The sequence below is a fragment of the Terriglobales bacterium genome, assembly GCA_035457425.1.
GTDB lineage: Bacteria > Acidobacteriota > Terriglobia > Terriglobales > Acidobacteriaceae > JACPNR01.
In genome coordinates, this window is the sequence record DATIBR010000107.1 from 17,199 (window position 1) to 31,912 (window position 14,714).

A 14,714-nucleotide genomic window follows, 5' to 3' on the forward strand; every position below is an offset into this window, starting at 1 on the left:
TCATCCCTTGCCGGCGACGGCGGCGGCGCGCGTCCAGCCATAGCGCTTGAGCTTGTTGTGAAGCGTGACGCGGTCGATGCCAAGGGCTTCGGCGGCGCGCGTCTGGTTGCCGCCGCACTGCTCGACGACGCGGAGGATGTGGGCGCGCTCGACCTCGTCGAGGGCGCGGGCTTCGGTGGCCGGGGTGCGCTGCGGCTGGAGCAGGAAGTCTTCGCCGCGGAGCTCGGGCTCGCGCGCGACGACCATGGCGCGCTCGACGGCGTTCTCGAGCTCGCGGACGTTGCCGACCCAGTCGTGCTGCTGCAGCAGGCGCATGGCGTCGGGCGAGATGCGCACGATCTTCTTGTTCATGGCAAGCGCGAACTTCTGGAGGAAGTGGCCGGCGAGGAGCGGGATGTCGTCGCGGCGGTCGCGCAAGGGGGGCAGCTCGACGCGGAAGACGTTGAGGCGATAGTAGAGGTCGGGGCGGAAGCGGCCGTCCTCGACCAGCTGCTCGAGCCGCTTGTTGGTGGCGGCGATGCAGCGGAAGTCCACCTTGATGGCCTGGTTGCCGCCGACGCGGGTCACTTCCCTTTCCTGCAGGACGCGCAGGAGGTCGGTCTGGGTCTTAAGGGAGATGTCGCCGATCTCGTCGAGGAAGACGGTGCCGCCCTCGGCGATCTCGAACTTGCCTTTCTTGCGGAACTGGGCGCCGGTGAATGCGCCCTTCTCGTGCCCGAAGAGCTCGCTCTCGAGCAGCGTCTCGGTGAGGGCGCCGCAGTGGATGGCGATGAGGGGATGGAAGCGGCGCGGGCTGGCGGCGTGGATGGCGCGCGCGACCAGCTCCTTGCCGGTGCCGCTTTCCCCGGTGATGAGGACGTTGGTGTCGGTGGAGGCGACGGTCTCGATGGCTTCGAAGACCTTGCGCATCACGGCGCTCTGGCCGATGAGTCCGGTGGGCTGGGCGGCGGCGACGACCTCGCGCAGGCGGGCGTTCTCGCACACGGCGCGGCGCTGGGCGACGGCGTTGCGCAGCAGGCGCGAGATGTCGTCGGGGTCGAGCGGCTTGGTGACGTAGTCGTAGGCGCCCATCTTGAGCGCGGCGACGGCGGTCTCGACGGAGGCGTAGCCGGTCATGATGATGACGAGGAGCTCGGGATCGACTTCCTTGAGGCGCTGTTGCAGCTCGATGCCGTCGGTGCCGGGCATCTTGATGTCGAGCAGCGCGACGTCCCACTTGCGGTCGGCGAGGCGGTCAAGCGCCTGCGCGGCGCTGTCGGCGGTGCCGACCTCGTAGCCTTCGTCGGAGAACCAGCGGCGGAGCGAATCGCGCACGCTGAGTTCGTCGTCGACGATCAGAAGGTTGCCTTTGTCTGCCATTGCGGTACACCTCGTTCCTGAGCGAGCGATTGGCCGGCAGGGCCGGCGGGAAGCGTGACGATGAAAGCGGTGCCGCGACCGGGCGCGGAATCGACGTCGATGCGGCCGCTGTGGCGGTCGACGATCTGTTTGACAACGGCGAGGCCGAGGCCGACGCCGCCCGAACCCTTGGTGGTCTGGAAGGGCTCGAACAGGCTGGCGGCGATCTCGGGCGGGATGCCGGGGCCGTCGTCCTGGACGCGGAGCTGAAACTCGCCGTCGACGACGCGGCGGGTGCGGAGCCAGAGGTTGCCGCCGCGCGGCATGGCTTCGACAGCGTTGATGACGAGCGCGAGCAGGAGCTGCTCGAGCTGCGCGATGTCGCACCAGACCGGGCCGAGGTCGGGCTGGAGCTCGCGGTGGAGGGTGACGTTGGCGAGCTGGAGCTTGTGCTGCACCAAGCGCACGCAGCGCTCGACCATGAGGTTGGCGTCGTTCCAGTCGAGGTTCATGGGCGTGGCGCGCGCGAAGGTGAGCATGTTCTTCACGATGTCGCCGCAGCGGCGGACCTCGGATTCCATGAGGGCGAGCGAGTCGCGCATCTCGGAGAGGCGGGCGGGGTCGGCGCCGGCGGTGGTCCACTTGCGCAGCAGCTTGGCGTAGATCAGGACGCCGGCGAGCGGGTTGTTGATCTCGTGCGCGACGACGGCGGCGAGTTTTCCGATGGAAGCGAGCTTTTCCGACTGCAGCATCTGGGCGTGCGCGGCCTTGAGCTCGCGGGTCTTCTGCTCCACGCGGGACTCGAGCGTCTGGTGGACGTCGGCGAGCTCGCCGCTCATGCGGTTGAAGGAGGCGGCGAGTTCGCCGATCTCGTCCGGCGAAGCGAGCGGGATCTGGTAGCCGAGGTCCCCGGACGCGAGTCGCTCGGTGCCGCGGCGCAGCATGCCGAGCGGGACGCCCGCGAGCCGCCAGACCAGCAGCCCGCTGAGGAAGGCGATGAGCAACGCACCGCAGATGGTGTAAGCCAGCATGGCACGGTTGCTTTCGGCGAGCGAGGCTTCGGTCTGCGCGAGCGAGAGATTGGTATCGAGGACGCCCAGGATCTTCTGTTCGGGCGGGTGCGCGTGGCAGGGGGCATTGGAGCAGGCGGGCTGGTTCTCGATGGGATTGATCACGCCCATCACCGGCGCGGCCGCGAGGCGATAGATGCGGAAGCGGTCGGGGCGGTCGAGGTGGGCGAGCGGGGCGCCGGCGGCGTGGCATCCATAGCAGGCCTCGGCGTCCTTGGCGACGAAGGTCTCGACCTCCGCCGGATTGGTGGAGTAAGTGATCTTCCCTTCCTGATTGAAGATGCGGATGGAGACGACGCCGGGCTCGGAGGCGATGGTGCGCATCATCTGGTGCAGGCCTTCGCGGTCGTTGTGCAGCATGTACTGGGAGGTCGAGCGCTTGACGAGGTCCGAGACGCGCTCGGCGGAGAGCTGGGTCTGCGCCTGGAGATGACGGCGGTGCAGACGGATCGTGAGGTAGCCGACGAGCGCGAAGGTCGCGAAGATCATCGCGAGCAGCCAGCCGATGAGCCGGACGCTGAGGCTGCGGGGCAGCCACCAGCGGCGCGGGTTCGGGATGGGTTCAGTCCGCGGCATGGGCGGCCGGCACGGCGCCCAAGTGCGCGGCGGCGGCGGCCGGCTCCTCGTGGAAGATGTGGAGGTGCTTGGTCGCCCAGGCAAAGATGAGGATGCCGGCGGCGACGATGGAGATGGTGACGGCGACCTCGGTCCACTTGGGCACGTAGCGGACGCCGGCGGAGGCTTCCATGCCGGTGATGGCGACGTTCAGGCGGTTGGTGATGAAGCCGGCGACGATGAGCACCGAGACCAGATAGAGGCCGTTGGCGCTCTTCCGCACGCGGCGGAAGGAGAGCAGCACGAACGGGAGCAGGAGGGCGAGCATGATCTCCAACCAGAAGAAGGAGGACTCGTATCCCCAGCGGAAGGCCTCGCGCCAGGCGCCGCGGTGGTAGAGATCCTGGGCGCGGAGGACGGCGTACATGGCGAGCAGCACGGTCATGATGCGTCCGAGGTCGACGATCAAGGGCGTCTTCAGGCTGTGGCCAAGGTTGCGCGCGCTGAGCGAGGACTCGACGATGGTCATGGCCATGCCGATGACCAGCGCCGACAGGAAGAAGAAGACCGGCAGCAGGGGGGAGTACCAGAGCGGATGCAGCTTGCCGTACATGATGAGGTACAGGCTGCCGAGCGAAGACTGGTGGAGCGTCGAGAGGATGACGCCGGCGATGACGATGGGCAGCGACAGCGCGCGCAGCCAGCGCTGCGGCCTTTCCAGCCGGAGCTTCTCGAAGACGATGGGCGCGAACTCGAGCGCCAGGACGGTGGTGTAGAGCATGACGCACCATCCGACCTCGAACATGACGGAGTGCGGGTTCCACATGATGAGAGGGTGCCAGATGCGGTCGCCGCGGCCGAGATCGAAGAAGAGCGCGAAGACGACCAGCAGGTAGCCGAGGAATGCCGTGAGCAACGCCGGCCGGACGATGGGCTGGAAGCGCTCGGCGTGGAAGATGTGGACGGCGGCCATGAGGGAAAAGCCGCCGGCGGCGAGCATGACGCCGCAGAGGACGTCGAAGCCGATCCAGATGCCCCAGGGGAACTGGTCGCTGAGGTTGGTGGAAGCGCCCAGCCCGCGGGTGAAGCGCAGGACCGTGGCCCAGGCGCCGGCCCCGAAGATGAGGGCCAGCAGGAGGTGGCGGGGACGGAGGTGGCGCGCGAGCGAGAGCAGGTCAGTCTTCATGAGTCTTCTCCTTCTCCTCTGCGGCCGCGACTTCTTCGCGGCGCTTGGTGATCCACCAGGTGCCGGCCAGCAGCACGGTCCCCAGGCCGACGAAGTCCGGGATGCGCGAGAGCACGCGGTAGGTGAGGATGGGCAGCTCCTCGTTGAAGCTGGTGCGCATGTCGAAGGTGGCGAAGGGAGCGCCGGAGAGCATGAGGACGGAGGTGCCGCCGACCTCATGCTCGCCGAAGACAACGGGCTGGTACTTGCCGGGCTCGGCCTTGATGCGCTCATGAGCTTCGGCGAGCAGCGCGTCGCGGTCGCCGAACTTGGTGGCAGCCGTGGGGCAGGCTTCCGTGCAGGCGGTCACGCCGCCGGCGGAGACCCGCTTCTCGCACAGGCTGCACTTGCGGACGCGCGGGTCGAGCTTGTCCCATTCGTACTTGGGCACGCCGAAGGGGCAGGCCGCCATGCAGTAGCGGCAGCCCATGCACTTGTCGCCGTCGTAGGTGACGGGGCCGAGGGCAGTCTTCGTCAGCGCGCCCACCGGGCAGACCGAGGCGCAGGTGGGATCCTCGCAGTGCATGCAGATGCGGCGCATGTAGGCCTCGCCGCGCTGCACTACGGCGGTGTACTTGTAGGCGGACGTGGTTTCCTGAGCGGCTACCTTGTCGTCATAGGCAAGGTGGTTCTCGGAGGCGCAGGCCTGTTCACATTGCTTGCACCCGATGCAGAGAGTTGCGTCGTATAAGAGCGCTTTCATGAGATTCCCCAATCGCGGATAAATGCAACAGTAGGGACGGGAGATGGGGAGACAGCGGGCTAGTGAGGTAAGAGAGGGGCATGACACACCTAGCTCGCTTACAGGCTGCGCTATCAGGGCGATAGGAGGTATGACGGGGGTCACGCGAGGGCGTGATGAGACTCACTACAGCAGGAAAGAACTAGCGGCAGGCTGGAAGCCTGCCGGGTAGGTAATTCCCACCTTCATGAAGGGCTCTTAGCGGGCGCCGGCGCGCACCTGCTTGGACTGGAGCTGGCTGAGAGCGTTCTTCAGGACCTCGGCGGCGTCGGAGCTGCCGTCGTCGCCACCGGCTTTGCGGATGACGTTGGTGGCGAGCGCGACCATGGAGGCCACGTCGGCGGCGTTCATGGGCAGGATCATGGTGTTGCTCTCCTTGGCCAGCATGCCGAACTCGCGGATGTACTGCTCAGCGACGCGGAGCTGCACGGCCTCGTAACCACCGGGGGCGCCGATGGCCTCGGCGACCTTGCGAATGCCCTCGGCGGTGGCGGTGGCGACGGCGAGGATGGCAGCGGCCTGGCCTTCCGCCTCGTTGATCTTCTGCTGCTTGGTGGCCTCCGACGCCTTGATGGTCTGCTGCTTCTCGCCTTCGGCGGTGTTGATGGCGGAGTCGCGGGTGCCCTCGGACTGCAGGATGTTGGCGCGCTTCTCGCGCTCGGCGCGCATCTGCTTCTCCATGGCGGCGAGGATGTCTTTGGGGGGCGTGATGTTCTTGATCTCGTAGCGCAGCACCTTGACGCCCCAGGGTTCGGAAGCCTTGTCGAGCTCGCTGACGACGGCGGTGTTGATGTTCATGCGCTCCTCGAAGGTGCGGTCGAGCTCGATCTTGCCGATCTCGCTGCGGAGCGTGGTCTGGGCGAGCTGGGTGATGGCGAAGACGTAGCTGGCGATGCCGTAGGAAGCGCGCATCGCGTCGAGCACCTTGAGGTAGAGGATGCCGTCGACGCCGACCTGCACGTTGTCGCGCGTGATGCAGATCTGCTCGGGGATGTCCATCGCCGTCTCTTTGAGCGAGTGGCGGTAGCGGATGACGTCGAAGAACGGCATCAGCATATGGAAGCCGGCGCCGAGCACGTTGTGGAACTTGCCCAGGCGCTCGACGACGTAGGCGTTCTGCTGCGGGACGACGACCGCGGTCTTGGCGATGACGATGAGGATGAAGACGGCGAGAGCAAAGGTGACGTAGAGACCCATGGCGAACTCCTTGTGATGGAACTTAGGCGACGACCGCCGAGTGGGCGGGCCGCACGTCGAGCAGCAATCCCTGGACGCGCGTGACGGTGCACTGCTGGCCGGCGGCGAGCGTGTCGCTGCCGATGTTGCGGGCGCTCCAGTTGGCGCCACGCATCTGCACCTTGCCTTCGGCGCCGGGGGCGATGTTCTCCGTGGCAACGGCGGTGACGCCGACGAACTGGTCCACGTCGTCGGGGATGGAGGAGCCGCGGCCGGCGAAGCGGTGCACCAGGCGCCGACGGAAAAGCGCGAGCGAGACGACCGAGACGGCGGTGAACAGCAGCCAGTCGAGCCAGGCCGGGCCGGAGAGGCCGGCAAGCTTCAGCAGGCCGACGACGCCGGCGCCGAGTCCGAAGAAGATGAAGTAGAAGCCGCCGGGCGTCGAGAGCTCAATGACCAGCAGCACGAAGCCGAGAATGATCCAGGCCCACCACGCCATCGTGATCCACTCCGAAGACACAGGACACCTTCTGGGATTGCGGGCGAAATATACATCAAAAGGTAAGCTGCGCCGCAAAAACCGGAGTAGAAGCTGCACCAGGCAAACTGCTGGTGGCGCGCAAACCCTAACGACGGCGGGGCTTGCGCGCGGGACGCGCGCTGCGCGGCAGGACCTCGTATTCCGTCTGGACGAGGCCGCCCTTGTACTGCCTGGTCTTGACGGCGCGCAGCCGAATGTCGTGCGAGAGCGGCCCGAACAGCGGGATCCCCTGGCCGATCAAGACCGGCACGCGCGTGAGGATGAGGCGGTCGATGAGGCCGGCGCGCAGGAAGCTCTGAATGACCTGGCCGCCGTCGACGTAGACATGCTTCGCGCCGCGCGCTTCGAGCTGCGCGACGACCTGGTGCGGGTCGCCGGAGAGGCGTTCAACGACCGCTTTCTTCGGGGCGGGTTTTAGCGGCTTCGAGCTGAGGACGTAGACCCGCTTCTTGCCGTAGAACCAGCCACCGAAGCCGAGGACGACTTCGTACGTTCGACGACCGATGAGGAGGGCGTCGACGCTCCGGAAGAACTCGTTGAAGCCGTGCGGCTCCTGCTCCCCGGTCTCGAGGAAGTCGAGCCCGTCGTCGGGACGTGCGAGGAAACCGTCGACGCTGACGCCGACAAAGGCGGAGGCTTTCATAACGAATCACTCAAAACAAAAAGGCGGGCGAGGTCGCCCGCCTCCACATCAGTCCAGTCACTGTTTCAGCCGGCGGGCCTTGCAGGCGTCGACCAGCTTGGTGGGGTCGATGGCGTCCCCTTCCTGCTGGATCTCGATCACCTTGCCGTCTTTGCCAATGAGGTAGTTCACGCGGCGGGCGGCTTTGTACTTGTCGTTGTAAATCCCGAAGATCTCCTTGGTGACCTTGCCTTCGTTGAACCAATCGCTGGCGATGGGAAACCTGGCGCCGACCTTGTCGGCGAATTCCTTGTTGGCGAACGGGCTATCCATGCTCACACCCACGACCTGGGTGTCGGCCTCCAGCTCCGGAAGATGAGCCTGGAGGTTCTGCATCTGCCTGGTTCAACCGCCGGTGAAGGCGAAGATAAAGAAGGCGAGCAGGACGTTCTTCTTGCCGCGGTAATCGCTCAGCTTGAAGTCCTTCAGCCCGCCGGAGCCGTCGGAGTACTTGAGGGTGAAGTCGGGGACGGTGTCGCCGACCTTGAGCTTGAGCGGGGGCGGGCCTTCCTGCTTGGCCGGCGCGGGGGCGGGCTTGGCCTGTCCGAGCGAAGCGATCGCGAGCAGGACGAGGGCCGCCAAAGCGGTGATGCGCTGTTTCATCATGCACCTCGGGGAGATGGGCCGAGTCCTGCAAGGGTACCGCCGCGGGCACGGGCGGTCAATGTTGCCGTGGGGAAAGCGATGGCGTAGATTTGACGCGCGGACCTCCCCAGCCGCGAGCGGACGCCACAGCCAAAACCAGTGAGCCAACCCACCGAATCGCAAGCGGCGCGCAAGGGCGCGGGCAATCACCGCGCGGGCGACAAATCGCAGCGCATCCTGGACGCCGCCATCGCGGTCATCGCGCAAAAAGGGTACTTCCAGGCGCGGGTCTCGGAGATCGCCGACAAGGCCGGCGTGGCCGACGGCACCATCTATCTTTATTACAAGAACAAGGAACAGCTGCTGATGGCGGCCATCGACAGCGCCTTCGGGGCCTTCCTGGACCGGGCGCGGCGCGAGCTGGCGGAGGTCAAAGGGCCGAAGCAGCGGCTACACAGGCTGGCGTTCGTGCATCTGGATATGCTGGGCGGGAACCGCGACCTGGCGATCGTGTTCCAGACGGAGTTGCGGCAAAGCGCGAAGTTCCTGAAGGAGTTCTCGCAGCACCGCCTGGTGGAGTATTTCGACATGATCCGCGGCATCGTGCGCGAAGGGCAGCAGACGGGCGAGTTCCGCGCGGAGATGAGCGAGAAGATCGCGGCCAACTGCTTCTTCGGGGCGCTCGACGAGATGGTGACTTCGTGGATGCTGAGCGACCGCGACTACCCGCTGGCAGGGGCCGCCGACGCGGTGGTGGGGCTCATCCTGGCCGGAATGGAGAGCGACCCTGGCCGCCGCTGAACAACTCCTTCCCTCGCACCCCGTCCTGCGGACGATCAACGACGTCTTCTTCGCGGTGATCGACCGCGACCGTCCGCGGGTGATGAGCTATCGAACGGCGGGCGGGCAGTGGGCATCCCTCTCGGCGCGCCAGCTCTACTCGCGCGTGGTGACGACGGCGCGCGCGCTGGAGAGCTGGGAGCTGCGCAAGGGCGACCGCATCGCGCTGATGGCGGAGAACCGTCCGGAGTGGGCCGTGGTGGACTACGCCGCGCTCGCGCTCGGACTGGTCGACGTTCCTATCTATCCCACGCTGACGGCGGAGCAGGCGGCGTACATCCTGAAGGATTCAGGGGCGCGGGTGGCGTTCGTGTCGTCGCGCGAGCAGCTCGAGAAGCTGAAGAGCGTGCACGCCGAGACGCGACTCGAAAAGATCGTGCTGATGGACGTGTTCGACGGGCACGACGCGGTGGCGATGCACGACATCTCGTCCGACGGCGTGACGGAGCGCGACCGGCACTTCGACGCGCGCGCGGCGCAGGCCCGGCCGGAAGACCTCGCCACCATCATCTACACGTCGGGGACGACCGGGACGCCGAAGGGCGTGATGCTGACGCACGGCAACCTGGCGTCGAACATGGTGTCGCTGCGCTACTACGACTGGGGCGAGGGCGACACCTGCATCTCGTTCCTGCCGCTGTCGCACATCACCGCGCGCCACCTCGATTACGTGTGCTTCACCTACGGCTGCATGATCGCCTACTGCCCCAACTTCGAGCTGCTGGGCCAGACGATGCGGGAGGTGCAGCCCACGCTGTTCGTCGGCGTGCCGCGCGTGTACGAGAAGATCCGCAATGGGGTGGAAGAGAAGGTTGCGCGCGGCGTGAAGCGCAAAGTCTACGAATGGGCGCGCGGCGTGGGGCAGAAGCACCGCGCCGAGGTGCTCGCGGGGCGCAGGCCGGAGTCGTTCGACTGGAAGGTGGCGAACCGGCTGATGTTCGCGAAGGTGCTGAGCGCGTTCGGCGGGCGGGCGCGCAACTTCATCTCGGGCGGCGCGCCGCTGGGCATCAAGCTGGCGGAGTGGTACGCCGACATGGGCATCCGCATCCACGAGGGCTACGGGCTCACCGAGACGTCACCGGTCATCGCCATCAACACGCCGGGCGACCACCGCATCGGGACGGTCGGCAAGCCGCTGCCGAACGTCGAGGTGCGGACCTCGGCGGAGGATGGCGAGATCGAGGTGCGCGGGCCGTCGATCTTCCAGAACTACTGGCAGTTGCCGGACGAGACCAAGAAGGCCTTCACCGAAGACGGCTGGTTCCGGACCGGCGACATCGGGGAGCTCGACGGCGACGGTTTCCTGAAGATCACCGACCGGAAGAAGGACCTGATCAAGACGTCGGGCGGGAAGTTCATCGCGCCGCAACCCATCGAGGGGCACCTGCGCGCGAACGTGCTGGTGGCGCACGCGGCGGTCCTCGGCGACCGGAGGAACTTCCCCAGCGTGATCATCGCGCCGCACTTTCCCATGCTGGAGAGCTGGGCGCAGGCCAACGGCGTGGAGTTCCAGACGCGCGGCGAGCTGATCGCGCACCCGAAAGTAGGCGCGCTGTACGACGGCATCATCGCCGACATGAACACGCACCTGGCGCGCTACGAGAAGATCAAGAAGGTGCTGCTGGTGCCGGACGAGTTCTCGATCGCGACCGGCGAGCTCACGCCCTCGCTCAAGCTGAAGCGGCGCGTGCTCGAGCAGAAGTACAAAGAACAGATCGACGCGATGTACGCCGGGCCGAGCCCGCAGGTGACGGAGACGGCCAACGTCTCGTGAGGCAGCGATAAGCAATTAGCAATTAGCGATTAGCCAAGGCACCTGCGGCTCGCTGTTATTCTTTCCTTGTGAATCCTCCTGAGACGGGACCGGCGCACGTCACGCTCGACGACATCCGTGCGGCGGCGGAGCGGCTGAAGGGCGTCGCGTTTCGCACGCCGCTCATTCCCCATCCCAAGATCGCCGGCCTCTATTTCAAGGCGGAGAGCCTGCAGCCCATCGGCGCGTTCAAGATCCGCGGCGCGTACAACAAGGTCGCGACCCTGCCGGAGGAGGAGCGGAAGCGGGGGGTCATCACGTTCTCGAGCGGCAACCACGCGCAGGCGGTGGCGTACGCGGCGCGCGCGTTCGGCGTGAAGGCCGTCATCGTGATGCCGAACAACGCGCCGCCTGTGAAGCAGGACGGGACGAAGGCGCTCGGGGCGGAAGTGGTGCTGGTGGGCCCGGCGAGCTCGGAGCGGCTGGCAAAGGCGCAGGAACTTTCGGAGAAACACGGCTACGTGATGGTGCCGCCATACGACGACGCGGCGATCGTCGCGGGCCAAGGCACCTGCGGGCTGGAGATCCTGGAGCAGCTGCCCGACGTCCAACTGGTGCTCTCGCCGGTGAGTGGCGGCGGGATGTTGAGCGGCGCGGCGACGGCCATCAAGCTGAGCGGGTCGAAGGCGAAGGTGGTGGGGTGCGAGCCGGCGGTCTCAGGCAAGGCGAAAGAGAGCTTGAAGACCGGAAAGATCGTGGAGCGGACGGCGGAGGTGGCGACAAAGACCATCTGCGATGGCCTGCGGACGCAATCACTTGGGCGGCTAAACTTCGAGTTGATCCGCAAGTATTGCGACGACGTGGTGGGCGTGAGCGACGACGAGGTGCGGCAGGCGATGGGCGAGCTGGCGCGCGAGGTGCACATCGTGGCCGAGCCGAGCGGCGCCATCAGCTACGCGGCGTGGCGGTTCCGGCGGCATGAGCTGCCCGAGGCCGAGAAGGTGGTCTGCATCCTCACCGGCGGGAACGTGGACGCCGGGCTGCTGAAGGAAGTGCTGGGGTAGCGGGAACTCTTATGCGCTCCCTCGCGCTGGCGCGCTCAGTCGCGGGCCGAGGGCGGCCGTGGTACCCGCACCTGCCGGCGAGCCGCCGGCGCTACTCTGCACGGTGTAGAATTTTGAGTTCGAGCAAGCCTCTGTTCTCTTCCAGTGAGGTGTCCTTTGCGACGTGCGATCCTCGGATGTAGCGTCTTCCTCCTTCTTCTGGCTTCTTTCTCATTGGCGCAGGGCAAGCCGGCGGCCAAGCCGGCGGCGAGCGCGGCCAAAGTCTTCCCTTACCCGGTCATCACCAAGACCCTGCCCAACGGGCTGAAGGTCACGGTGGTGCCGGCGCATGAGTTCAAGGACGCGGCGACGTTCGCGTCGGTGGTGATGGCAGGCTCGCGCAACGAGGTGCACAAGGGCAAGACGGGCCTGGCGCACCTGTTCGAGCACATCATGTTCCGCCACGAGTGGGGCGGAAAGCCGAGCGGGTACGACAACGAGATCGCGCGCATGGGCGTGGACAACAACGCTTTCACCGACTACGACATCACCTTTTACCATCCGACCACGTTCACCGAGAACCTGTTCGCGCAGAAGGGACCGAACGGCGAGCGGCTGCCGGGTGTGATCGAGCTGGAAGCCGCGCGCTTCAAGGGACTGAAGCTCGACCAGAAGACCTTCCAGGTGGAAGCGGGCGCGGTGCTGGGCGAGTACCGCCGCATCTTCTCGTTCCCGGAGGAGAAGATGATCGAAGACCTGTCGCCGGTGGCGTTCCCGAACCATCCGTACGGGCACACGGTCATCGGCTACCGCGACGACGTGGAGAAGATGCCGGAGGCGTGGGACGTGGCGTGGGAGTTTTACCGCAACTACTACACGCCGGCAAGCGTCGGCATCCTGGTCGTGGGCGACGTGGAGCCCGACCGGATCTTCGCCGAAGTCGAGAAGTACTACTCGGACTGGAAGGCGGTGACGCCGCCGGCGATCCCGCCGGAGCAGGAGCCGGACGGCGAGAAGACGGTGCACGTGAAGTGGGATTCCGACGTCTCGCCCAAGCTGATGGTCGGCTACCACACGCCGGCGTTCAAGCCGGGGACGAAGGAGGCGGCGATCGGGATCCTGCTGTCGGAGCTGCTGACCTCGCGCTCGGCGCCGCTGTTCCAGAAGCTGCGCTACCAGAAGCAGAGCGCGACCAGCTTCGGGATGTACTCGCAGCCGGATTCGACCGATCCGCACTGGCTGCTGGTCTCGGCCGACCTGGTGCAGGAGCGCTTCCAGAAGGACGGCGACAAGTACGTGCAGGAGGTGCGGCAGGACATCATCGACGGCATCGAGGCGCTGCAGCACTTCTCAAAAGAGAAGGGCGCGGCGAAGACGCTGGCGGTGCTGAAGAGCAAGGTGAAGAACGATTTCCTCGCGGGCATGAACAACACGCTCTCGACCGCGACGGTGATGGGCTACTACTACCGCTACGAGCAGGACCCGAAGGCCATCGACAAGACGTTCGCGGGGCTGCAGACGCTGACGCCGGCGGACATCGATGCCTACGCCAGGAAGTACTTCACCGAGAAGCGGCGGGTGACGGCGACGCTGTGGAAAGACGCCGCGGCGGCCGAGACGAAGAAGGAGGGCAACTGACATGTTCACGAAACCCAGCCGACTGACAGCGGTCCTGATCCTGTTGGGTGCGGTGTGCATGGCGCAGAGCGCGCCGATGAAGGCCAAGGCCGGCGCGGCCAAGGCAAGCAGGAACGCGTCCGCCAACCTGGTGGCGCTGCCCTCGCCCTCTCCGCTCTACCAGATCCAGATCATGGTGCGCGCGGGCTCGGCCAACGACCCGGTGGGCAAGGAAGGCCTGGCGGCGCTGGTCTCGGACGCGCTGCTCGAAGGCGGCTTCGGCGATCCGAAGAACCCGGTGACCAAGGAGAAGCTGGCGGAGATCACGCGCCCGTGGGGCGAGGCGGCGATGCCGCAGATCCGCGTGGACAAGCAGGCCACCACCGTCTCGGTGACGGTCCCGAAAGAAAACCTGCGGCAGTTCCTGGCACAGGTGCTGCGGCCGATGCTGCAAAAGCCGCTGTTCGACGAGAAGGAGGTCGAGCGGCTGAAGAAGGAGGCGCTGGTCAACATCCAGTCGCGGCTGCGCTTCGAGCAGCAGGAGCTGCTGGGGCTGCTAGCGCTCGACGATTACATCTTTAGCGGCACCGTGCTGGGGCATACGCCGGCGGGGACGGTGCAGGGGCTGAAGAGCATCACGCGCAAGGACCTGGAGGACTTCTACAAGAAGTTCTACCGGCGCGAGAACGTGTTCATCGCGACGACGGTGAGCGCGGCGGCGGAGCAGAAGGCGATCGCAGCGGCGCTGCCAGCGGGCGGCACGGCGACTCCGGCGCGCGAGGTGCACCCGGCGCCCATCCGCGGACGCGAGTTGATGATCGTGACGCAGCCGAACGCCATCGCGACCGGCATCCACCTGGGCTTCCCCATCGACGTGAAGCGCGGCGACCCGGACTACTGGCCGCTGTTCGTGGCCAACGTGTTCCTCGGGACGCACCGCGACAGCTTCGGGAAGCTGTACCAGGACATCCGCGAAGAGCGCGGCTACAACTACGGCGACTACTCCTACATCGAGTACCTGGCGGGGCGGCCGTTCTTCCTGTTCCCGCCGCCGACCACGCCGCGCACCGCGCAGTACTTCTCCATCTGGATCCGGCCGGTGGGGACGCAGTACACGCACTTCCTCACCAAGGCGGCGACGGCGGAGCTCGACAACCTGATCAAGACCGGCATGACCGCCGAGCAGGTGGAGGCGGCGAAGAACAAGGCGCGCACACTCTACCTCAAGTATTCCGACTCGAAGTCGCGGCAGCTCGGCTACAAGCTCGACGACATGTTCTACGGCATGCGCGACCAGGGCTACCTCGACGCGATGCTGGCGAACCTGAAGGCGGTGACGCCGGAGCAGGTGAACGCGGCCATCAAGAAACATCTGCAAACGGCGAACCTGAAATACGTGATCGTGACGAACGCGGCGGAGGGCGAGAAGCTGGCCAACGACATCGCGAACAACACCAACGTCACCAGCAAGACGCTGGCGGAGTACCACATCACCGAGCCCATCCCGGCGGAGAAGCAGGCGATGCTGAAGCAGGACGAGGAGTGGA

14 protein-coding genes are annotated in these 14,714 nt (G+C 66.3%); 5 read left to right on the plus strand and 9 right to left on the minus strand.

The annotated features are described in order from the left end of the window. The 9 genes from VLA96_08125 to VLA96_08165 all read right to left on the minus strand — a co-directional run bounded on the left by VLA96_08125 (window position 1) and on the right by VLA96_08165 (window position 7,932). Window positions 1–1,359, minus strand: a complete 1,359-nt coding sequence (locus VLA96_08125; protein HSE49156.1) for a sigma-54 dependent transcriptional regulator — start codon at window positions 1,357–1,359, stop codon at window positions 1–3. Beyond that, window positions 1,335–2,984 (minus strand): ATP-binding protein, encoded by a 1,650-nt coding sequence (locus VLA96_08130; protein ID HSE49157.1) that lies wholly within the window; start codon window positions 2,982–2,984, stop codon window positions 1,335–1,337. Before VLA96_08130 ends, VLA96_08125 begins: the two co-directional genes overlap by 25 nt. After that, window positions 2,971–4,149 carry a Ni/Fe-hydrogenase cytochrome b subunit gene (hybB, locus tag VLA96_08135; protein ID HSE49158.1) on the minus strand — a complete coding sequence of 393 codons (1,179 nt, stop codon included), beginning with the start codon at window positions 4,147–4,149 and terminating at the stop codon, window positions 2,971–2,973. Before hybB ends, VLA96_08130 begins: the two co-directional genes overlap by 14 nt. Beyond that, complete coding sequence (locus VLA96_08140; protein HSE49159.1) at window positions 4,139–4,891, minus strand: 4Fe-4S dicluster domain-containing protein; 753 nt, start codon at window positions 4,889–4,891, stop codon at window positions 4,139–4,141. The genes hybB and VLA96_08140 overlap by 11 nt, the downstream gene beginning before the upstream one ends. Before the next feature lie 237 nt (window positions 4,892–5,128). Then, window positions 5,129–6,127 carry a stomatin-like protein gene (locus VLA96_08145; GenBank protein ID HSE49160.1) on the minus strand — a complete coding sequence of 333 codons (999 nt, stop codon included), beginning with the start codon at window positions 6,125–6,127 and terminating at the stop codon, window positions 5,129–5,131. A gap of 22 nt (window positions 6,128–6,149) precedes the next feature. Further along, complete coding sequence (locus VLA96_08150) at window positions 6,150–6,626, minus strand: NfeD family protein (protein ID HSE49161.1); 477 nt, start codon at window positions 6,624–6,626, stop codon at window positions 6,150–6,152. Between the two features lie 106 nt (window positions 6,627–6,732). Further along, window positions 6,733–7,290, minus strand: a complete 558-nt coding sequence (locus VLA96_08155; protein HSE49162.1) for a dihydrofolate reductase family protein — start codon at window positions 7,288–7,290, stop codon at window positions 6,733–6,735. A gap of 57 nt (window positions 7,291–7,347) precedes the next feature. Next, window positions 7,348–7,665: a redoxin domain-containing protein gene (locus tag VLA96_08160; GenBank protein HSE49163.1), complete on the minus strand. Its 318-nt coding sequence runs from the start codon at window positions 7,663–7,665 to the stop codon at window positions 7,348–7,350. A 9-nt stretch (window positions 7,666–7,674) separates the two neighbouring features. Further along, window positions 7,675–7,932, minus strand: a complete 258-nt coding sequence (locus VLA96_08165) for a hypothetical protein (GenBank protein HSE49164.1) — start codon at window positions 7,930–7,932, stop codon at window positions 7,675–7,677. A gap of 141 nt (window positions 7,933–8,073) precedes the next feature. Here VLA96_08165 and VLA96_08170 point away from each other — a divergent pair, with 141 nt between their 5' ends. The 5 genes from VLA96_08170 to VLA96_08190 form a co-directional block, all read left to right on the plus strand. Beyond that, on the plus strand, window positions 8,074–8,715 hold the full coding sequence (locus VLA96_08170; GenBank protein HSE49165.1) for a TetR/AcrR family transcriptional regulator: 642 nt from the start codon (window positions 8,074–8,076) through the stop codon (window positions 8,713–8,715). Between the two features lie 82 nt (window positions 8,716–8,797). Continuing rightward, the gene (locus VLA96_08175) at window positions 8,798–10,528 is read left to right on the plus strand and encodes a long-chain fatty acid--CoA ligase (protein ID HSE49166.1); all 1,731 of its coding nucleotides are present in this window, start codon (window positions 8,798–8,800) and stop codon (window positions 10,526–10,528) included. 68 nt (window positions 10,529–10,596) lie between these two features. After that, window positions 10,597–11,571, plus strand: a complete 975-nt coding sequence (locus tag VLA96_08180; GenBank protein ID HSE49167.1) for a threonine/serine dehydratase — start codon at window positions 10,597–10,599, stop codon at window positions 11,569–11,571. A 156-nt stretch (window positions 11,572–11,727) separates the two neighbouring features. After that, the gene (locus tag VLA96_08185; GenBank protein HSE49168.1) at window positions 11,728–13,188 is read left to right on the plus strand and encodes a pitrilysin family protein; all 1,461 of its coding nucleotides are present in this window, start codon (window positions 11,728–11,730) and stop codon (window positions 13,186–13,188) included. 1 nt (window position 13,189) lies between these two features. Then, window positions 13,190–14,714, plus strand: a 1,525-nt coding sequence (locus VLA96_08190) for a pitrilysin family protein (protein HSE49169.1), incomplete at its 3' end; no start/stop codon positions are given.